Below are 20,589 nucleotides of genomic sequence, written 5' to 3'. Positions count from 1 at the left end.
TTCCCCTGCCCCCCTGTGGGGGCGGGCTTCCCCGCGAGGGCGGTATCTCATCGGACAATTCCGTTCCCTGCCTGGGCCCCTCCGCGAGCAACCCCGCTCCCACAATGTGATTTGTGGTGTTAGTGGGTTAAGAGATAAACCGCATTCGCCAGCGCAATGTCTTCCAGGCCCAGGCCAATTGAACGGAAAAACACGTGACGGTCGTAACCGGGGCGCGGCACTTTCTCGCTGAGCAGGTCAGCAATGTCACCGACAATCAAATCCTTGCTCCAGCCATGCTGCTCGGTCGCGATCAACATCTCACCGGCCGAACCCGGCGTGGTCAGCCGATAGTCACAGAACACTTGCATGTCGCCCAGGCTCTGCGGCGGCACCTCATGGGCGCGTGGCGCGTTGGTGCTGATCGAGGTGATCAGCGCCGGTTTGCTCAAGCTGGCCGGGTCGATCACTGGGCCGGCGGACGAGGTGCAGAGCATGATCACGTCCGCGTCTGTGAGGGCGACATCGCGGCTGTCGGCAATCTTCACCCCCGGGTAGATCTCTTTCAGCAGCGCCCGGGTTTCAGCGTCTTCAGACAGGCTCGGCGAATACACGCTGATGTTCTGCCAGTCGCGCAGACCTTTCACGTAATGCAAATGAGCCTGGGCAACCTTGCCGCTGCCGATGATCGCCAGCCGTTGGGCTTTCAACGGCGCGAGGGCATCGATCGCTACGGCGGTGGTCGCTGCAGTGCGTGCGGTGGTCAGCTCGCCGGCATCGCAAAGCAACAGCGGTTGGCCGGTTTTCATCGACATCAATAGTGTCCACGCCGTGACCAGCGGCCCTTGTTCACGGACGATGTAGGGCGAGGTCTTGACCCCGTACACGCCGTCCTCGGCCAGCACCCCCAGATAATTGATGAAGTCGCCGGCGCCCTGCGGAAACTCCACCAATTGCTGCGCCGGTTGCACGGCGTGGCCGGCGGCGAGGTCGCGAAACAGTTTGCGCAGGATCTGCGGCACATCGATGCGCGCCAGCAGCTCGCGGGCCTGGGTGTGGTCGATCACGTAGGGTGTACTGGACATGTCAGGCTCCACGGTCTGGATATAAACTAATTTGTCTATTATGGACTTTTAGTTGTCTATCGCAAGCGCCTGCTTAAACGCCGGGCAAAAAAAAGCGCAGTCCGTCACCGGCTGCGCTTTTTCGTTACAGATCGCTTACTGCGGCTGCGGACGCTTGCGTTCCACTGCACGCAACAGGTGCGTCGGCGGTGTTTCACAGCTGATCTTGCGACCCAGTTTTTCTTCGATCGACGGCAACTGGTAGGAGTCGTCCTCACCGGCGAAGCTGATCGACACGCCGTCGGCGCCCGCGCGACCGGTACGGCCGATGCGGTGCACGTAGTCGTCCGGCACTTCCGGCAGGGTGAAGTTGATCACGTGGCTGATGCCGTCGATGTGGATGCCGCGACCGGCGACATCGGTGGCCACCAGCACGCGGATCTTGCCTTCGCGGAAGCCTTCGAGGGTCTTGATGCGCTTGTGCTGCGGCACGTCGCCGGACAGTTGCGCGGCGTTGATGCCGTCGCGCACCAGGCGCTCTTCGATGCGACGCACTTCGTCCTTGCGGTTGGCGAAGACGATCACGCGTTCCCAGCCGTTATCGTTGACCAGGTTGTAGAGCAGTTTGTATTTGTCAGCCGCGGCCACGGCATAGATGTGCTGCTCGACGTTTTCGTTGGCCACGTTGGTGACTTCGATTTCGACGATTGCCGGATCGGTGGTCCATTGCTTGGCCAGGTTCATCACGTCTTCGGTGAAGGTCGCGGAGAACAGCAGAGTCTGACGCTCGGACTTCGGCGGGGTCTGACGAATGATCTGCCGCACTTGCGGGATAAAACCCATGTCGAGCATGCGGTCGGCTTCGTCCAGCACCATCACTTCGACCATGTCCAGGTGCACGTCGCCGCGCTGGTTGAAGTCGAGCAGACGGCCCGGGGTGGCGACGAGGATGTCGCAGTGGCGAGCTTCGAGGTGCTTGAGCTGCTTGTCGAAGTCCATGCCGCCAACGAACGTCATCACGTTGAGGCCGGTGTACTTGGTCAGGTCGGCAGCATCCTTGGCGATCTGCACCACCAGCTCACGGGTCGGCGCGATGATCAGCGCACGGGGTTCACCCATGTAGCGTTCTTTCGGCGGTGGCGTCTGCAACAACTGAGTGATGATCGAGATCAGGAACGCGGCGGTCTTGCCAGTGCCGGTCTGCGCGCGACCGATGGCGTCTTTGCCGGCGAGGGTAAAACCCAGCACCTGCGCCTGGATCGGCGTGCAATACGGGAAGCCCAGGTCCTGGATGGCGTGCATCAGTTCCGGAGCGAGCTTGAAATCGTGGAAGCGGGTTTTGCCTTCCTGGGGTTCGACGACGAAATCTTCGAGCTTCCAGGGAATGACCGGTGCCTTGGGCTTCGGTTCGCGGCGCGGCCGGGGTGGTTTCGGCGCTTCGGCGCGGACCGGTTCGGTGGCGACGGCAGGTTGCGGCTCAGGCTGGGGTGTCGCTACCGGAGCCGGACGTTCAGCCTTGGGCGCAGCGCTGCGAGGGCCGGGGGCGTGCGACGGCGCACTGGGGACTGGCGCGAGCTGCTCAGCCTCGCTTTTACCGAACATTTTCTTGAGTGCTTTGAGCACGGTCATCTCATCAATTGGTTAAGGAATGTACGCCGGCCAGTGTAATGCAAGAAACGGGCGCGGCGTAGTGGGATGATCAAAGCGGTCCGCCAAGCGGCCGAATCAACGCAGGCGTTCGCTCAGCCAGACGCCGATGTCACGAATTTCTTCGGGTAACACTTCGTGCTCCATTGGGTATTCCTGCCATGTCACGGTGACACCATGCTTCACCAAATGCTCATAGGCGCTGCGCCCCATCGAGTTCTGCACCACGCCGTCGAACTGGCCGTGCAGGCATAGCGCAGGAATACGCTGCTGACTGGCTGAAAGCTCCATCTCGTCAGTGAAGGTCGGGGCATAGGTGGAGAGGGCAAGTACGCCACCCAACGGGCCTTGCCACTTTATATAAGCGGTGTGCAGAACGACGGCGCCGCCTTGGGAAAACCCGGCGAGAAAAATCCGCGAAGCGTCTATTCCGCTGGCGCGCTCCTTTTCGATCAATTCAATGATGCGATCCGCCGACGCTTCCAACTGCTCACGGTCAATCGACCGCGCCGGGCTCATGGCCTTTATGTCGTACCAGCTCGGCATCTCGTAACCACCATTGATGGTGACGGGCTGGGTTGGCGCTTGCGGCAATACAAAGCGGGTAGTCAGCAGGCTTTCCTGCAGCGCTTCGGCGACCGGCAAGAAGTCATAGCGGTCCGCGCCGAGGCCGTGCAGCCAGATCACGCAGGCGTCTGCAGGCTTTACGGGTTGAAGAATCAGGGGCTCGGTCATGGCTGCTCCAAAAATGTGCGGGCGCTCTCAATAAGTGCGTGATTGAGGTGCGCGTCCGGTCGATCCGTTAAGAAGATGTCGCAAGGCTACAAGTTTTGCTATTGACCTGTCGCGCAATCGCTTCAGAAAGCGGTGTGGTACGGGCTTTGCTATGGAGGATTCTGTACGAAGCGTCCTACGCCTTGCGGTAACACTATCAGTGTACGTCTTGCGACGGGATTGCAAAGAATCCGGTGATGGATGTTCGCCAATGGCCGCTACGGGCAAAGCGAACGTGAAAGGGCTACAGCCCGTTCGGCCGATTGGTGAGAAGTGAGTTGTCCATGATGTGGATTTTCTCCTACTAGACTCATAGCGAAGGTCTTACGTCGGTTGACCCCAAAAAAAGCCAACACGGGTCAACAACGCCTCAAAAGGGTGCGACTGGACTCAAGCTCCGACACAACAAGAGCAAAACTGGAGGTTTGAATGAAGATGTTGAAATCCACTCTGGCGGTCGTGACTGCAGCAGCAGTACTCGGCGTCAGCGGGTTCGCTCAGGCGGGTGCAACCCTGGATGCCGTGCAGAAGAAAGGTTTCGTGCAGTGTGGCGTGAGCGACGGTCTGCCGGGTTTCTCGGTGCCGGACGCTTCGGGCAAGATCCTCGGGATCGACGCTGACGTCTGCCGCGCTGTGGCCGCTGCCGTATTCGGCGACGCCAACAAGGTCAAGTTCAGCCAGTTGAACGCCAAGGAGCGCTTCACCGCGCTGCAGTCCGGCGAAATCGACCTGCTCTCGCGCAACACCACCATGACCAGCTCGCGTGACGCCGGCATGGGCCTGAAATTCCCGGGCTTCATCACTTACTACGACGGCGTGGGCTTCCTGGCCAACAACAAGCTGGGCGTGAAAAGTGCCAAGGAACTGGACGGTGCAACCATCTGTATCCAGGCCGGTACCACCACCGAACTTAACGTCTCCGATTACTTCCGCGCCAACGGCCTGAAGTACACCCCGATCACTTTCGATACCTCCGATGAAAGCGCCAAGTCGCTGGAATCCGGTCGTTGCGACGTGCTGACCTCCGACAAGTCGCAGCTGTACGCACAGCGCAGCAAACTGGCTTCGCCAAAAGACTACGTGGTGCTGCCGGAAACCATCTCCAAAGAACCACTGGGCCCGGTCGTGCGTAACGGCGACGACGAGTGGCTGGCGATCGTTCGCTGGGTTGGCTACGCGCTGCTGAACACTGAAGAAGCCGGCGTGACCTCGAAAAACGTGCTGGAAGAAGCCAAATCCACCAAGAACCCGGACGTCGCTCGTCTGCTGGGTGCTGACGGTGAATACGGCAAAGACCTGAAACTGCCGAAGGACTGGGTTGTGAAAATCGTTTCGCAGGTCGGTAACTACGGTGAAATCTTCGAGAAAAACCTCGGCAAGAGCACTCCGCTGGAAATCGACCGTGGCCTGAACGCGCTGTGGACCAACGGCGGCATTCAGTACGCACCACCAGTGCGCTAATGGTTCTATCACCCGGCGGGCCAACCGCCGGGTGATGTTCTGTTCCATTTCTTCCGGGGCACTTCATGCAAAATTCAATCGGCGCACCAAAGCAGAGGCTCAGCCTCAGCGATCCGCGAGTGCGTGCGTGGCTGTTTCAGATCATCACCGTCGTGGCGGTGATCGCCATGGGCTGGTATCTGTTCGATAACACCCAGACCAACCTGCAGCACCGGGGCATCACCTCCGGTTTCGACTTTCTGGAGCGCAGTGCCGGGTTCGGCATCGCTCAACACCTGATCTCTTACACCGAAGCGGACAGCTACGCTCGGGTGTTCGTGATCGGCCTGCTCAACACCCTGTTGGTGACCTTCATCGGCGTGATCCTGGCGACTCTGCTGGGCTTCATCATCGGTGTGGCGCGGCTGTCGCCGAACTGGATCATCAGCAAACTGGCGACCGTGTACGTGGAAGTGTTCCGCAACATTCCGCCGCTGCTGCAGATCCTGTTCTGGTACTTCGCGGTATTCCTGACCATGCCGGGACCGCGCAACAGCCACAACTTCGGCGACACTTTCTTCGTCAGCAGCCGGGGCCTGAACATGCCGGCCGCGCAAATGGCTGACGGCTTCTGGGCGTTCTTCATCAGCGTGGTGCTGGCCATTGTCGCCATCGTGCTGATGTGCCGCTGGGCCAACAAGCGTTTCGAAGACACCGGCGTCCCGTTCCACAAGTTCTGGACCGGTCTGGCGATCCTGCTGGTGATCCCGACCTTGTGCGCGCTGATCTTCGGCGCACCCCTGCACTGGGAAATGCCGCAACTCAAGGGTTTCAACTTCGTCGGCGGCTGGGTGCTGATCCCGGAACTGCTGGCGCTGACCCTCGCCCTGACCGTGTACACCGCCGCGTTCATCGCGGAAATCGTGCGTTCGGGGATCAAGTCGGTCAGCCATGGCCAGACCGAAGCGGCGCGTTCGCTCGGCCTGCGCAACGGCCCGACCCTGCGCAAGGTGATCATTCCGCAAGCCCTGCGGGTGATCATTCCGCCACTGACCAGCCAATACCTGAACCTGGCGAAGAACTCGTCGCTGGCCGCCGGTATCGGTTATCCGGAAATGGTTTCGCTGTTCGCCGGCACCGTGCTCAACCAGACCGGTCAGGCCATCGAAGTCATTGCCATCACCATGAGCGTGTACCTGGCGATCAGTATCAGCATTTCCCTGCTGATGAACTGGTACAACAAGCGCATTGCGCTGATCGAGCGGTGAGGAAACGCGCATGACAACCCATACTTTCAAACCCGACATGCCACCGCCGGCCAAGGTCTTCGGCCCGATGGCATGGATACGCGCGAACATGTTTTCCAGCTGGCTCAACACCCTGCTGACCCTGTTTGCGTTTTATCTGATCTACCTTGTGGTACCACCGATCCTCAGCTGGGCGATTCTCGATGCCAACTGGGTCGGCACCACCCGCGCCGACTGCACCAAGGACGGCGCCTGCTGGGTGTTCATTCAGCAGCGTTTCGGCCAGTTCATGTACGGCTACTACCCGACCGGCCTGCGCTGGCGCGTTGACCTGACCGTGTGGCTGGCGGTGATCGGCGTGGCACCGCTGTTCATCAAACGCGTGGCACACAAAGCTGTGTACGGCCTGAGCTTCCTGGTGATCTACCCGATTGTCGCCTGGTGCCTGCTGCACGGTGGCGTGTTCGGCCTCGACGCCGTGGCGACCAGCCAGTGGGGCGGTCTGATGCTGACCCTGGTGATCGCCACCGTGGGTATCGCCGGCGCCTTGCCGCTGGGGATCATTCTGGCGCTGGGCCGGCGCTCGAACATGCCGGCGATTCGTGTGGTCTGCGTGACCTTCATCGAGTTCTGGCGCGGCGTGCCGTTGATCACCGTGCTGTTCATGTCCTCGGTGATGCTGCCGCTGTTCCTGCCCGAAGGCATGAACTTCGACAAGCTGCTGCGGGCGCTGATCGGGGTGATCCTGTTCCAGTCGGCCTACGTTGCCGAAGTGGTGCGCGGCGGTCTGCAAGCGATCCCCAAAGGTCAGTACGAAGCGGCAGCGGCGATGGGCCTCGGTTACTGGCGCGCCATGGGCCTGGTGATTCTGCCGCAAGCCTTGAAGCTGGTAATCCCTGGCATCGTCAACACGTTTATTGCGCTGTTCAAGGACACCAGCCTGGTGATCATCATCGGCCTGTTCGACCTGCTCAACAGCGTCAAGCAAGCCGCTGCCGACCCGAAATGGCTGGGCATGGCCACCGAAGGCTACGTGTTCGCCGCTCTGGTGTTCTGGATTTTCTGTTTTGGTATGTCGCGCTATTCCATGCATCTGGAACGTAAGCTCGACACTGGCCACAAGCGTTAGGAGTTCTCTGTAAATGAGCGAAGCAATCAAAAAGCCTGTCGGCCCTGAAGGCATTATCCAGATGCAGGGCGTGAACAAGTGGTACGGCCAGTTCCACGTGCTGAAAGACATCAACCTCAACGTCAAACAGGGCGAACGCATCGTCCTGTGCGGCCCGTCGGGTTCCGGCAAATCGACCACCATCCGCTGCCTCAACCGTCTGGAAGAGCACCAGCAGGGGCGCATCGTTGTCGACGGCGTGGAGCTGACCAACGACCTCAAGCAGATCGAAGCGATCCGTCGCGAAGTCGGCATGGTGTTCCAGCACTTCAACCTGTTCCCGCACCTGACCATCCTGCAGAACTGCACGCTGGCGCCGATGTGGGTGCGCAAGATGCCCAAGCGCAAGGCCGAGGAAATCGCCATGCATTATCTGGAACGCGTACGCATTCCGGAGCAGGCGCATAAATTCCCGGGGCAACTGTCCGGCGGTCAGCAACAGCGTGTGGCGATTGCTCGCGCACTGTGCATGAAACCGAAAATCATGCTGTTCGACGAACCGACCTCGGCACTCGACCCGGAGATGGTCAAAGAGGTGCTGGACACCATGATCGGCCTCGCCGAAGACGGCATGACCATGCTCTGCGTGACCCACGAAATGGGCTTCGCCCGCACCGTGGCCAACCGGGTGATCTTCATGGACAAGGGCGAAATCGTCGAACAGGCGGCGCCGAACGACTTCTTTGACAATCCGCAGAATGACCGCACCAAGCTGTTCCTGAGCCAGATCCTGCATTGATTGCCTGAAAAGCTCGCCTGACAAAAAGCCCTGCCGGTATGCCGACAGGGCTTTTTTCATGGAGGCGAATCAGCCCGCATTTGTTTTGCGTTCAAGTGCCAGGTGCACGGCACGCAGCGCGTTGAGTCGGCCGTGCCCGTAGTAGTGACTGTGGCCGTTTTCGTCGTACTGGCCGCGCGGCCCGTCATCGGGGTGGCCGATCTTGTCGCAGCAATCGGCAAGAATCTGGCGTACCGCAGAGCGATCAAGCTCGGGATTGACGCCGAGCACCAGCGCAGCGATGCCCGCGGCGCCGGGGCAGGCGCTGGAGGTACCGCTGAAGGTGTCGGTGTAGGCCGGCAATGTGGCGGCGGCAAACTTTGCGCTCAAATCAGTGGTACGGATACCCCGGGTCTGCGGGATCGAGGTTGCAGGTTTGAACTTCGGATCGGGGTGTTGCTGATCGCCGCTGGGAAAGCAGCACCAGAGTGACTTGCCATAATCACTGTAGGCACTGCGCCGGTTCTGATCGTTGCAGGCACCTACCGCAATGACGTGGGGGTGGCTGGAATAGCCATCGTTATCGGCGCACTCGTTACCGTTTCCCGCGCCAAAAAAGATCACACAGCCTTTGCCATTGCGGCCCTTGGTGGCGGCGTATTCGATTGCCAGCCGTGTGCTGGCGGCCAGGGGAAACACTTGCGTGTGACGCGGGTCCGCCGGGTCGGCCCAATGCCCTTCAGCCGGCCCCCAGCTGCAGGAAATGACGTCGGCTCCCTGATCGGCCGCCCAGAAAAAGGCGTCGGCCTCCGCGCGGGCTCCCAAGGGTTTGGTGAGTTTCAACGGCATCAGGCTGGCTTTGGGGGCGACACCGCTGGCGCCGTCCTTTCCATTGGCGCAAGCCACGCCGGCGGCGGCCGTACCGTGGCGCTCCAGGGCGTTCTGTGGGCGCGGGCCGCCTTTGGCGTTGCGTCGGTCAAAGTTCTGTGCACCGACCACTTTGCCTTCTCCGGAAAATTCGGGATGGTCAATATCGAACGCGTCATCGATGACTGCGATGACGATGCCTTCGCCCTGCGCGAGCTCATGTGCGGCTTCGACGTTGGCGCTGGCATCGATTTCAACCTGATAGGTCACGGTGGTTTTCTTCAGGTGCCACTGATTGGCATGGATCGCTCGGCGTTGACCCTGGCGCAGCAGCTCCGGGTGGCAGTATTCTATCTCGTCGCGTTCCAGCCATTCACTCGTGAGGGTGCAGATATCGATGCCATGGATGGCGGGGTGATGCACAAAAAAGGCATTTTTTGCATACGGCACCTGTTGCTTGATCATCAGGCCCAGCGCTTGAAGTATGACCATGCACTCGGTGGCTTTCAGCGAGTCGATGAACTTCAAAAAGATATTTTCGGTATAGAGCACCGGCTCCTGAGTGATGGGATCCACCAGCACGCTGCCCGCGAAGCGCACGTCGGGCAATTCGCGCAACAGCGCCTTGCGTTGCGAGGCGTCCGAGTGCTCAGGCAGTTTGAAAATCTGCACATCAGCGTCCTCGACATGCAGCAACAGTTCGCAACCTTCCAGCGCTGCGTGAGCAGATTCGCAGCAAAGCGTTTGCGCCAACTGCGCTCCCGCGTGGCTGCGGATTGCCAGCAATCGGCGATTTTTCTGCAGAACAAAAGGGCGGTCGTGCCGCTTGCCAAAATTGACTTCTACCATGAACGTTGCATCTTCCTTTGGATAAAGACGGGGCAAAACGCCCCTGGATCAATTTCCAGAGTCTGCAGTCCAGCGTCTGCAAGTGATGTCGGCAGTATTACTGCGGACTGTGGGAAATCACTTCGCCTGTCAGCGGTTTTTACAACTCGTCGGGTAGGACTGATGTCTCGGTTGGGGTTGTGTGCGGCACTTCAGCTGACTACCATGTCAAAAAATTCATCCTATGATTGGATGAAAGGGCGAATTTCATGACAGACATCTCACCTTTGATCAAGCGATCCCTGGTCGATCAGGCCCTGGATCAATTGCGTCAGCGCATTACCGATGGCGTGTGGCAGGTCGGCGAACGGCTGCCGACCGAGCCTGAGCTGTGCGCCGAGCTGGGCATCAGCCGCAACACTGTGCGCGAGGCCATGCGCGTGCTGGCGTTTTCCGGGTTGATCGAAATCCGGCAGGGCGACGGCAGTTATCTGCGCGCAGTGGTCGATCCGATGGACACGCTCAAGGCGTTGTCCCGTTGCTCGCTGGAGCAGGCGCGCGAGACCCGGCACATCCTCGAAGTTGAGGCGATTGGCCTGGCCGCGCTGCGTCGCACCGATGAAGACCTGCTCGCGCTGCGCGAAGCGCTCGGCACCAGCGGCAGCCACTACCATGGCGATCTCGATACTTACATTGCCTGCGATCTGGTGTTCCACCGCCGTCTGGTGGACGCCGCGCACAACCCGACCCTCAGCGAGTTGTATCGCTATTTCTCCAGCATCGTCGGCGCGCAATTGCGCCAGACGCTGAACATCGTCCCGCGCCGTCAGGAAGTGTTCGACCTGCACATCGAGTTGCTCGATGCCGTCGAACAACGCGACCCGGAACGGGCCAAAGCCATATCGAGACAGTTGATCAATGAACCTTGAAAGCGAGAAAAACTTTTCAACCCCCAAGCGCACGGCGGAGCTCGAGGAGCTGCTGATCGACGCCGAGGCTGACGACGAACAAGTGCAGCAAAGCCATCCGCTGGTGCGCCGGCCGTGGCTGTTGTTGCTGGGACTGATTCTGGTGGCGCTGAACCTGCGCCCGGCGCTGTCGAGCATGGCGCCGCTGCTCAGCGAAGTGTCGAAAAGCCTTGGCCTGTCTGCGGCTCAGGCCGGTTTGCTGACCACGTTGCCGGTGTTGTGCCTGGGACTGTTCGCGCCGCTGGCGCCGATTCTGGCGCGGCGTTTCGGCGCCGAACGGGTGGTACTGGGGATACTGCTGACCCTGGCCGCCGGGATCATTGTGCGCAGCAACTTCGGTGAGATCGGGCTGTTTGCAGGCAGCGTGCTTGGCGGTGCGAGCATCGGCATTATCGGCGTGCTGCTGCCGGGCATCGTCAAACGCGACTTCGCCAAACACGCCGGGACCATGACCGGCGTCTACACCATGGCCCTGTGCCTGGGCGCGGCAATGGCAGCGGGTTCCACCGTGCCATTGAGCGAACACTTCGACCACAGCTGGGCGCTGGGCCTGGGTTTCTGGGTGATCCCGGCGCTGATGGCGGCGCTGTTCTGGCTGCCGCAAGTCGGGCAGAAACACGGCGCGCACAACGTCGCCTATCGGGTGAAAGGTCTGCTGCGCGATCCGCTGGCGTGGCAAGTGACCTTGTACATGGGCCTGCAATCGTCGCTGGCGTACATCGTGTTCGGCTGGTTGCCGTCGATCCTGATCGGTCGTGGCCTGACTCCGACCCAGGCCGGCCTGGTGCTGTCCGGTTCGGTGATCATCCAGCTCGCCAGTTCGCTGGCTGCGCCGTGGCTGGCGACCCGGGGCAAGGACCAGCGACTGGCGATCGTGGTGGTGATGGCGCTGACCCTCGGTGGTCTGTTCGGTTGCCTGTATGCGCCGATTGAAGGGCTCTGGGGCTGGGCGATTCTGCTGGGGCTGGGGCAGGGCGGTACGTTCAGTCTGGCGCTGACCCTGATCGTGCTGCGCTCGCGGGATTCGCATGTGGCGGCGAACCTGTCGAGCATGTCCCAGGGCTTCGGCTACACCTTGGCGTCGATGGGACCGTTCGCGGTCGGCGTGGTGCATGACTGGACCGGCGGCTGGAATGCGGTGGGCTGGATCTTCGGCATCATTGGCACCGGTGCGATCATTGCCGGGCTGGGTGCCGGCCGGGCGCTGTACGTGCAAGTGCAAAGCGAAAAGATCTGACACGGTTCAACTTGTAGGAGTGAGCCTGCTCGCGATAACGATGTGTCGGTCAACATTGCGCTGACTGATACACCGCTATCGCGAGCAGGCTCACTCCTACAGTGGTTCTGTGTGTTGCTGATATTCGGTGCACGAATGCCGATAGTGTTTCTGCGATTTGCAGCTTATCGTGCTGGCAATCTGTCCATTTCCCGGAGTTTGCCCATGAGCGAAGCCCACGCCGCCCTGATCACCCGCTTCTACCAGGCCTTCCAGCGCCTCGACGCTGAGGCCATGGCCGCCTGCTATACCGACGATGTGGTGTTCAGCGATCCGGCCTTCGGTGAACTGCGCGGGCGCGATGCCGGCGACATGTGGCGCATGCTCACCACCCGCGCCAAGGACTTCTCCCTGACCTTCGACAATGTCCGCGCCGACGAGCGCAGCGGCGGCGCGCACTGGGTGGCGACTTACCTGTTCAGCCAGACCGGCAACGTGGTAATCAACGATATCCAGGCGCGCTTCGTCTTTCGCGACGGCAAGATCTGCGAGCACCACGATCACTTCGACCTGTGGCGCTGGTCGCGGCAGGCGTTGGGCTTCAAAGGCCTGCTGCTCGGCTGGACTCCGCTGGTGCGCAACGCGGTCCGGGCGCAGGCGCTGAAAGGTCTGAAGGCATTTCAGGCTACTCGCTGATAAGATCGCGGCCTGTTTCCTACACATTCAGATCCCGAAGTGACCAGCCTCAGCGAAAAACCGGTTGAAGTCGTCGAGCCAGCGAGCAAGTCCTGGTTCGTCTACCTCGTGCGCGCGGCCAACGGTTCGCTGTACTGCGGGATCAGCGACGACCCGGTGCGCCGCTTCGCCAAGCATCAGAGCGGCAAGGGCGCGCGCTTCTTCCTGTCCAGCCCGGCGATGGCGCTGGTCTACACCGAACGTTGCCGTGACAAGAGCGACGCGCTGCGCCAGGAACGGCTGATCAAAAAGCTGCGCAAGAGCGCCAAGGAATGCCTGGTCGCGTCTTATCAATCTGACTGATTGGTTCCCATCAGGCAGATCTGTAGGCTGCTAATCAAATGCACGCTAAGCTGCGGACTCACTTTCTGTGCGGCGGAGCCGAGCATGTCCGAGTTGATTCTGCATCATTACCCGACCTCTCCATTTGCCGAAAAGGCTCGTCTGCTGTTGGGCTTCAAAGGCTTGTCGTGGCGCTCGGTGCACATTTCGCCGGTGATGCCCAAGCCGGATCTGACTGCGCTCACTGGCGGCTACCGCAAGACCCCGGTGTTGCAGATCGGCGCCGACATCTATTGCGACACATCGTTGATTGCTCGTCGTCTGGAGCAGGAAAAAGCCCTGCCAGCGTTTTTCCCGGAAGGCCAGGAAATGACCAGCGCCAGCTTCGCCGCTTGGGCCGATTCGGTGGTGTTCCAGCATGCGGTCAGCCTGGTGTTCCAGCCGGAATCGGTCGCGGTGCGCTTCGGCAAGTTGCCGCCGGAAGCGATCAAGGCGTTTATCGCTGACCGTGCCGGGCTGTTCAGTGGCGGCAGCGCCACGCGACTGTCGGCCGAACAGGCCAAGCATCAATGGCCAACGATCATGGCGCGGCTGGAGCAGCAGTTGCAGCGCGAGCAGGGCGACTTCCTGTTCGGTGAGCCGTCGATTGCCGACTTCGCCCTGGCGCATCCGCTGTGGTTCCTCAAGGCGACGCATGTCACTGCGCCGTTGGTCGATGAATATCCGGCCGTGACTGCCTGGCTGGGGCGTGTACTGGGCTTTGGTCATGGTGCCGCGAGTGAGATGACTGCCGAGGAGGCGCTGGAAGTCGCGCGCAGTTCGACGCCGGCGGCGCTGCCGGATGAGCAGTTTGTCGATCCGAACGGCTTCAAGGCCGGGCGGCAAGTGGTGATTGCCGCGACAGACTACGGGGTGGATCCGGTGGTGGGCGAGTTGCTGTTTGCCGGCCGCGAAGAGCTGATCCTGCGCCGCGAAGACCCGCGTGGCGGCGTGGTGCATGTGCACTTCCCGCGCTTTGGTTTCCGCATCGAAGCTCGCTGATCTCGCAAGTCAGATACAAAACCTGTGGGAGCGGGCTTGCTCGCGAATGCGGTGAATCAGTCGCGATCATTATTGACTGGCACACCGCTTTCGCGAGCAAGCCCGCTCCCACAGTTGTTATTTCAGGGCAGCGAGAATTTCGTCCGGGTCAAACCCGCGAATCAACGTGCCATTCACGTCGATCAGCGGAATCCCGCGCCCACCCAGCGCCTCATACGCCTTGCGCGCCTCGGCGTCCTTCTCGATATCGAATTCCCTGAAAGGAATCCCCTTGCTGTCGAGAAAGCGTTTGGTCTGCTTGCAGTAGCCGCACCAGTCGGTGGCATACAGCACGACATGGGCGTTGGCGCGAACCTGTTCAGAGACCATTTGCGACGGCTTGAACACCCGCTCGATCTTGCCCCAGTTCTGATAGATCACCACCACCAGCAGAACCAGCGCGACCTTCTTCAGTACATTGCCGAGCATCAGTTGCGGCGCTTGAGCTGATCAGTGAGCGAGGTCGGCAGGCCCTTGATGATTAGGGTGCCAGCCTCTTCGTCGTACTCGATCTTCGAGCCCAGCAGGTGCGCTTCAAAGCTGATCGACAGGCCTTCGGCGCGGCCGGTGAAGCGGCGGAACTGGTTGAGGGTGCGTTTGTCCGCGGGAATCTCCGGCGACAGGCCGTAGTCCTTGTTGCGGATGTGGTCGTAAAAGGCTTTCGGGCGTTCTTCATCGATCAGCTCCGACAGCTCTTCCAGGCCCATCGGCTCGCCGAGCTTGGCCTGGCTGCTGGCGTAATCGACCAGGGTCTTGGTTTTCTCGCGGGCGGAGTCTTCCGGCAAGTCTTCGCTCTCGACGAAGTCGCTGAAGGCCTTGAGCAGCGTGCGCGTCTCGCCCGGGCCATCGACGCCTTCCTGGCAACCGATGAAGTCGCGGAAGTATTCCGAAACCTTCTTGCCGTTCTTGCCCTTGATGAACGAGATGTACTGCTTGGACTGCTTGTTGTTCTGCCACTCGGAGACGTTGATCCGCGCCGCCAGGTGCAATTGGCCGAGGTCGAGGTGACGCGACGGCGTCACGTCCAGCTCATCGGTCACCGCCACGCCTTCACTGTGGTGCAGCAGGGCGATCGCCAGGTAGTCGGTCATGCCTTGCTGATAGTGGGCGAACAGCACGTGGCCGCCGACCGACAGGTTCGACTCTTCCATCAGCTTTTGCAGGTGCTCGACCGCAACCTTGCTGAACGCGGCGAAGTCCTTGCCGCCTTCCATGTATTCCTTCAGCCAGCCGCTGAACGGGAACGCACCGGATTCCGGATGGAACAGGCCCCAGGCTTTGCCCTGTTTGGCGTTGTAGCTCTCGTTGAGGTCGGCGAGCATGTTCTCGATGGCCGCGGACTCAGCCAGTTCAGAGTCACGGGCGTGCAGAACTGCGGGCGTGCCGTCGGGTTTTTTGTCGATCAGGTGGACGATGCAATGACGGATCGGCATGGGCTTCTCGGCTGGTGGAAGGGAGGAGGGCAGGCTCCCCCGAAAAAGCGCCCAGTGTACCGCAACCACTGGTTTTGGCGCGGGGTGAAGGGCAAATCCAGGGCGGGTGGGTGCCCTTATGCAGTTTTTTACCGATTTAGAGCAATAAAGCTGACCAAATGGGTAGCTAGAGGCGGATATTTCCCCGTCTCTGTGCTAGTTTTGCCCGGTCTTACGCGAAGTCACTGCGTTAAGCGTGCAATCAGCATTTGTCAGGTCGAACCAAACCCTGATTTCGGCATCTATAACCCGACTCGTCGTGGTTATCGCCGAGGGTGCCAGATCCAGAAGATCGGGCTCGATGGCTGACACTGCACTCTGCAATCCATATGAATTTGATAGGGAAGGAACACTACATGGCTCTTACTAAAGACCAACTGATCGCCGACATCGCTGAAGCTATCGACGCGCCGAAAACCACCGCGCGTAACGCTCTGGACCAACTGGGCCAAATCGTTGCCGATCAGCTGGAAAACGGCGGCGAAATCACCTTGCCAGGTATCGGCAAGCTGAAAGTGACCGAGCGTCCTGCCCGCACTGGCCGTAACCCTTCGACTGGCGCTGCCATCGAAATCCCTGCCAAGAAAGTGATCAAGCTGGTTGTGGCCAAAGGCCTGACCGACGCTGTGAACAAGTAAGACGCAGCGATAAAAAACCGTGCACCGGAGTGATCCGGGCACGGTTTTTTTGTGTCTGCGATTTAGCGATGCACCTCGAACCTTTGTAGGAGTGAGCCTGCTCGCGATAGCGGTGTGTCAGTCACCCTGATGTCGGCTGATATACCGCTTTCGCGAGCAAGCCCGCTCCCACAAGTAGCTCAGTGTCAGCGAACCCAGCGCTCGCGCCGCCAGATCTGCTGCTCGGACTTGGTCTGGAAGGTCCACGCCACGAAGCGGCTCTGCTTCTGCCCTTGCGACATCTCCACCACCTTGCTTTCCAGCACGCCGGCCTTCTTCAGCGCGCTTTCGATGGCGGGCAGGTTCGAGGCTTTCGACACCAGCGTGCTGAACCACAGCACCTTGTGCTGGAAGTGCGCGCTCTCGGCGATCAGTTGGGTCACGAAACGCGCTTCACCGCCCTCACACCACAGTTCGGCGGACTGCCCACCGAAGTTCAGCACTGGCAGCTTGCGTTTTGGATCGGCTTTGCCCAGTGCGCGCCATTTGCGCTCGCTGCCCTTGGTCGCCTCTTCCATCGAGGCGTGGAACGGCGGGTTGCACATGGTCAGGTCAAAGCGCTCGCCCGGCTCCAGCAGACCAATCAGGATGTGCTTGCGGTTTTCCTGCTGGCGCAGCTGGATCACCTTGTTCAGCCCGTTGGACTGGACGATGGCCTTCGCGGCAGCCACTGCGGTCGGATCGATTTCCGAACCGAGGAAGTGCCAGCGGTATTCGCTGTTACCAATCAGCGGGTAAACGCAGTTGGCGCCCATGCCGATATCCAGCACGTTGACGATCGCACCGCGCGGAACCTTGCCGTCGTTCATGCTGGCCAGCAGGTCGGCGAGGAAGTGCACGTAATCGGCCCGGCCCGGGACCGGTGGGCACAGATAGTCCGCCGGAATGTCCCAATGCTCGATGCCATAGAACGCCTTGAGCAGCGCCCGGTTGAACACGCGCACCGCGTCGGGGCTGGCGAAGTCGATGCTTTCCTTGCCGTACGGGTTGGTGATCACGAATTTCGCCAGTTCCGGCGTGGTCTTGATCAGCGCCGGGAAGTCGTAGCGACCCTGGTGGCGATTGCGCGGATGCAGGCTGGCCTTTTCACGCGGCTCGACGGCTTTGGCCGGGGTCGCGGCATCAGGCTTCTTGCGCGCAGGTTTGGGTGTGCGGGGGGCGTTCATGGGTGTGATCGATTCGGGTATGGCTGAAAGTGGCGGGTATTGTCCCACATCTAAAGGCAACACCGTTCAAACTGTGGGAGCGGGCTTGCTCGCGAAAGTGGTGTGTCCACCAACACATAGGTTGAATGACACACCGCCTTCGCGAGCAAGCCCGCTCCCACAGGGGATTTGTAGCGATTCTTGAATAAAAAAGGGAGGCCTTTGCGGGCCTCCCTTTTTCATTGCGGCTTGCCCTTACAGGCTGGAAATCCGCGCGTGCTGCTCGGCCAGTTTGCCCAGGGCCTGTTCAGCCTCGGCCAGTTTGGCGCGTTCCTTCTCGATGACTTCGGCCGGGGCCTTGTCGACGAAACCGGCGTTGGACAACTTGCCACCAACCCGCTGGACTTCGCCCTGCAGACGCAGGATTTCCTTGTCCAGACGTGCCAGTTCGGCGCCCTTGTCGATCAGACCGGCCATCGGCACCAGCACTTCCATCTCGCCCACCAGTGCGGTGGCGGACAGCGGCGCCTCTTCGCCGGCGGCGAGTACGGTGATCGATTCCAGACGCGCCAGCTTCTTCAGCAGCGCTTCGTTCTCGGTCAGACGACGCTGGTCTTCAGCGCTGACGTTTTTCAGGTAGATCGGTAGCGGTTTGCCCGGGCCGATGTTCATTTCGCCACGGATGTTACGCGTGCCGAGCATCAGGCCTTTGAGCCACTCGATGTCGTCCTCGGCGGCCGGATCGATGCGCTCTTCATTGGCGACCGGCCACGGTTGCAGCATGATCGTCTTGCCCTGAATGCCGGCCAGCGGCGCGATGCGCTGCCAGATTTCTTCGGTGATGAACGGCATGAACGGGTGCGCCAGACGCAGCGCCACTTCCAGTACGCGCACCAGGGTGCGACGGGTGCCGCGCTGACGCTCGACCGGAGCGTTTTCGTCCCACAGCACTGGCTTGGACAGTTCCAGGTACCAGTCGCAGTACTGGTTCCAGATGAACTCGTACAGCGCTTGCGCGGCGAGGTCGAAACGGAACTGATCCAGTTGACGGGTCACTTCGGCTTCGGTGCGCTGCAGTTGCGAGATGATCCAGCGATCCGCCAGCGACAGCTCGTAGGCTTCGCCGTTCTGGCCGCAGTCTTCGCCCTTGTCCAGAACATAACGCGCGGCGTTCCAGATCTTGTTGCAGAAGTTGCGATAGCCTTCGACGCGGCCCATGTCGAACTTGATGTCGCGACCGGTGGACGCCAGCGAGCAGAAGGTGAAGCGCAGGGCGTCGGTGCCGTAGCTGGCGATGCCGTCGGCGAACTCGTCGCGGGTCTGCTTCTCGATCTTCTTCGCCAGTTTCGGCTGCATCATGCCGGAGGTGCGTTTCTGCACCAGGGCTTCCAGCTCGATACCGTCGATGATGTCCAGCGGGTCCAGGACGTTGCCCTTGGACTTGGACATCTTCTGGCCCTGGCCATCACGCACCAGGCCGTGCACGTAAACGGTCTTGAACGGTACTTGCGGAGTGCCGTCCTCGTTCTTGATCAGGTGCATCGTCAGCATGATCATCCGGGCAACCCAGAAGAAAATGATGTCGAAACCGGTGACCAGCACGTCGGTGGAGTGGAATTTTTTCAGGAACTCGGTTTGTTCCGGCCAGCCGAGGGTGGAGAACGTCCACAGACCCGAGCTGAACCAAGTGTCGAGCACGTCGTTGTCCTGTTGCAGTGCAACGTCCGGGCCGAGGTTGTGCTTGGCACGCACTTCGGCTTCGTCGCGACCGACGTAGACCTTGCCCGACTCGTCGTACCAGGCCGGAATCCGGTGGCCCCACCACAGCTGACGGCTGATGCACCAGTCCTGGATGTCGCGCATCCACGAGAAGTACATGTTTTCGTACTGTTTTGGCACGAACTGGATACGGCCGTCTTCAACGGCTGCAATCGCCGGTTCAGCCAGAGGCTTGGTCGACACGTACCACTGGTCGGTCAGCCACGGCTCGATGACGGTACCGGAGCGGTCGCCTTTCGGCACTTTCAGGTTGTGATCGTCGACGCTGACCAGCAGGCCGGCGGCGTCGAACGCAGCGACGATCTGCTTGCGCGCTTCGAAACGCTCGAGACCGGCATACTCGGCCGGGATCTTGCCATCGATGCTGTCATTCAACGTGCCGTCGAGGTTGAACACCTGGGCGGCGGGCAGCACGTTGGCGTTCTTGTCGAAGATGTTCAGCAGTGGCAGGTTGTGGCGCTTGCCGACTTCGTAGTCGTTGAAATCGTGGGCCGGGGTGATCTTCACGCAGCCGGTGCCGAATTCTGGATCGCAGTAATCGTCGGCGATGATCGGGATGCGGCGGCCAACCAGTGGCAGCTCGACAAATTTGCCAATCAGGGCTTTGTAGCGCTCATCGTTCGGGTTAACCGCGACGGCGGAGTCGCCGAGCATGGTTTCCGGACGGGTGGTCGCGACGATCAGGAAATCGTTGCCTTCAGCGGTTTTCGCGCCGTCAGCCAGCGGGTACTTGAGGTTCCACAGGAAACCTTTCTCGTCGTGGTTTTCCACTTCGAGGTCGGAAATCGCCGTGTGCAACTTGGTGTCCCAGTTGACCAGACGCTTGCCGCGGTAGATCAGGCCGTCTTCGTGCAGGCGTACGAAGGCTTCTTTAACCGCTTCCGAGAGACCGTCGTCCATGGTGAAGCGCTCGCGGCTCCAGTCCACGGACGAACCGAGGCGGCGGATCTGACGGCTGATGTTGCCGCCGGACTGATCCTTCCACTCCCAGACTTTCTCGAGGAATTTCTCGCGGCCCAGGTCGTGGCGGTTCTGGCCGGTGGCTTCCAGTTGACGCTCCACCAGCATCTGCGTGGCGATACCGGCGTGGTCGGTGCCCGGCTGCCACAGGGTGTTGCGACCCTGCATGCGGCGGAAACGGATCAGGGCGTCCATGATCGCGTTGTTGAAACCGTGACCCATGTGCAGGCTGCCGGTGACGTTCGGCGGCGGGATCATGATGGTGTAGGAATCGCCCGCGCCTTGCGGTGCGAAATAGTTCTCGGACTCCCAGGTGTTGTACCAGGAAGTTTCAATGGCGTGCGGCTGGTAGGTCTTATCCATGCGCGGCGGGACCCTATTGGCATTTATTCAGGAAAAGCCGGGAAGTATAGCGGGGCATGGGGCCGAGGGCGAGCGGGGGAGGTAGTGCGCGGTTCAAATGTGGGAGGGGGGTGCCGAGCGAGAGGGGTGGGGGGGGACGGCACGGAGGGGGTGCGGCAACCGCCGCCCCGGGGGAGCCCC

General features: G+C 60.7%; 18 protein-coding genes. 10 read left to right on the top strand and 8 right to left on the bottom strand.

Features of this window, described 5'->3' with window-relative positions; translation table 11 throughout:
* Positions 1-119 precede the first annotated feature (119 nt).
* The 3 genes from LVD08_RS07870 to LVD08_RS07860 all read right to left on the bottom strand — a co-directional run bounded on the left by LVD08_RS07870 (position 120) and on the right by LVD08_RS07860 (position 3,425).
* Entirely contained in the window at positions 120-1,064 is a 945-nt protein-coding gene (locus LVD08_RS07870; protein ID WP_247267856.1) for an ornithine cyclodeaminase family protein, read from the bottom strand.
* Positions 1,065-1,199: 135 nt separating this feature from the next.
* On the bottom strand, positions 1,200-2,672 hold the full coding sequence (gene rhlB, locus LVD08_RS07865) for an ATP-dependent RNA helicase RhlB (protein WP_247267855.1): 1,473 nt from the start codon (positions 2,670-2,672) through the stop codon (positions 1,200-1,202).
* A gap of 96 nt (positions 2,673-2,768) precedes the next feature.
* The gene (locus tag LVD08_RS07860; RefSeq protein WP_247267854.1) at positions 2,769-3,425 is read right to left on the bottom strand and encodes an alpha/beta hydrolase; all 657 of its coding nucleotides are present in this window, start codon (positions 3,423-3,425) and stop codon (positions 2,769-2,771) included.
* Between the two features lie 468 nt (positions 3,426-3,893).
* Between LVD08_RS07860 and LVD08_RS07855 the strand changes: the two genes are divergently transcribed.
* From LVD08_RS07855 to LVD08_RS07840, 4 genes are all read left to right on the top strand, one after another.
* Positions 3,894-4,925, top strand: coding sequence for an amino acid ABC transporter substrate-binding protein (locus LVD08_RS07855; RefSeq protein ID WP_007965188.1), 1,032 nt, complete (start codon positions 3,894-3,896; stop codon positions 4,923-4,925).
* A gap of 65 nt (positions 4,926-4,990) precedes the next feature.
* Entirely contained in the window at positions 4,991-6,172 is a 1,182-nt protein-coding gene (locus LVD08_RS07850) for an amino acid ABC transporter permease (protein ID WP_225137621.1), read from the top strand.
* A gap of 10 nt (positions 6,173-6,182) precedes the next feature.
* Positions 6,183-7,280: an amino acid ABC transporter permease gene (locus LVD08_RS07845; protein ID WP_247267853.1), complete on the top strand. Its 1,098-nt coding sequence runs from the start codon at positions 6,183-6,185 to the stop codon at positions 7,278-7,280.
* A 13-nt stretch (positions 7,281-7,293) separates the two neighbouring features.
* A complete protein-coding gene (locus LVD08_RS07840) occupies positions 7,294-8,058 on the top strand; it encodes an amino acid ABC transporter ATP-binding protein (protein WP_003221897.1) in 765 nt (254 codons plus the stop codon).
* Between the two features lie 69 nt (positions 8,059-8,127).
* Here LVD08_RS07840 and LVD08_RS07835 read toward each other — a convergent pair whose 3' ends face one another.
* Positions 8,128-9,789 (bottom strand): S8 family peptidase, encoded by a 1,662-nt coding sequence (locus tag LVD08_RS07835; protein WP_247267852.1) that lies wholly within the window; start codon positions 9,787-9,789, stop codon positions 8,128-8,130.
* A gap of 212 nt (positions 9,790-10,001) precedes the next feature.
* Between LVD08_RS07835 and LVD08_RS07830 the strand changes: the two genes are divergently transcribed.
* The 5 genes from LVD08_RS07830 (at position 10,002) to LVD08_RS07810 (ending at position 13,974) form a co-directional block, all read left to right on the top strand.
* A complete protein-coding gene (locus LVD08_RS07830; protein ID WP_097086330.1) occupies positions 10,002-10,661 on the top strand; it encodes a FadR/GntR family transcriptional regulator in 660 nt (219 codons plus the stop codon).
* A complete protein-coding gene (locus LVD08_RS07825; protein ID WP_247267851.1) occupies positions 10,651-11,937 on the top strand; it encodes a CynX/NimT family MFS transporter in 1,287 nt (428 codons plus the stop codon). The genes LVD08_RS07830 and LVD08_RS07825 overlap by 11 nt, the downstream gene beginning before the upstream one ends.
* A gap of 204 nt (positions 11,938-12,141) precedes the next feature.
* Complete coding sequence (locus LVD08_RS07820; RefSeq protein ID WP_027610944.1) at positions 12,142-12,612, top strand: nuclear transport factor 2 family protein; 471 nt, start codon at positions 12,142-12,144, stop codon at positions 12,610-12,612.
* A gap of 39 nt (positions 12,613-12,651) precedes the next feature.
* Complete coding sequence (locus LVD08_RS07815) at positions 12,652-12,954, top strand: GIY-YIG nuclease family protein (RefSeq protein ID WP_247267850.1); 303 nt, start codon at positions 12,652-12,654, stop codon at positions 12,952-12,954.
* Positions 12,955-13,038: 84 nt separating this feature from the next.
* Positions 13,039-13,974: a glutathione S-transferase family protein gene (locus tag LVD08_RS07810; RefSeq protein WP_247267849.1), complete on the top strand. Its 936-nt coding sequence runs from the start codon at positions 13,039-13,041 to the stop codon at positions 13,972-13,974.
* Between the two features lie 117 nt (positions 13,975-14,091).
* On the opposite strand, the gene LVD08_RS07805 is transcribed toward LVD08_RS07810, so the two are convergent.
* The gene (locus LVD08_RS07805) at positions 14,092-14,442 is read right to left on the bottom strand and encodes a glutaredoxin family protein (protein WP_247267848.1); all 351 of its coding nucleotides are present in this window, start codon (positions 14,440-14,442) and stop codon (positions 14,092-14,094) included.
* Entirely contained in the window at positions 14,442-15,446 is a 1,005-nt protein-coding gene (yejK, locus tag LVD08_RS07800) for a nucleoid-associated protein YejK (RefSeq protein WP_027610948.1), read from the bottom strand. Before yejK ends, LVD08_RS07805 begins: the two co-directional genes overlap by 1 nt.
* Before the next feature lie 395 nt (positions 15,447-15,841).
* Between yejK and LVD08_RS07795 the strand changes: the two genes are divergently transcribed.
* The gene (locus LVD08_RS07795; protein ID WP_003221909.1) at positions 15,842-16,123 is read left to right on the top strand and encodes an HU family DNA-binding protein; all 282 of its coding nucleotides are present in this window, start codon (positions 15,842-15,844) and stop codon (positions 16,121-16,123) included.
* A gap of 185 nt (positions 16,124-16,308) precedes the next feature.
* On the opposite strand, the gene rlmF is transcribed toward LVD08_RS07795, so the two are convergent.
* Both rlmF and LVD08_RS07785 read right to left on the bottom strand, forming a co-directional pair.
* On the bottom strand, positions 16,309-17,328 hold the full coding sequence (gene rlmF, locus LVD08_RS07790; RefSeq protein ID WP_247267847.1) for a 23S rRNA (adenine(1618)-N(6))-methyltransferase RlmF: 1,020 nt from the start codon (positions 17,326-17,328) through the stop codon (positions 16,309-16,311).
* 234 nt (positions 17,329-17,562) lie between these two features.
* Positions 17,563-20,409: a valine--tRNA ligase gene (locus LVD08_RS07785; protein ID WP_183785810.1), complete on the bottom strand. Its 2,847-nt coding sequence runs from the start codon at positions 20,407-20,409 to the stop codon at positions 17,563-17,565.
* Between the last annotated feature and the right edge of the window lie 180 nt (positions 20,410-20,589).

The organism is Pseudomonas sp. YL2 (assembly GCF_023063025.1).
Lineage (GTDB): Bacteria > Pseudomonadota > Gammaproteobacteria > Pseudomonadales > Pseudomonadaceae > Aquipseudomonas > Aquipseudomonas putida_A.
This window is presented reverse-complemented; position numbering and strand designations above follow the sequence as displayed.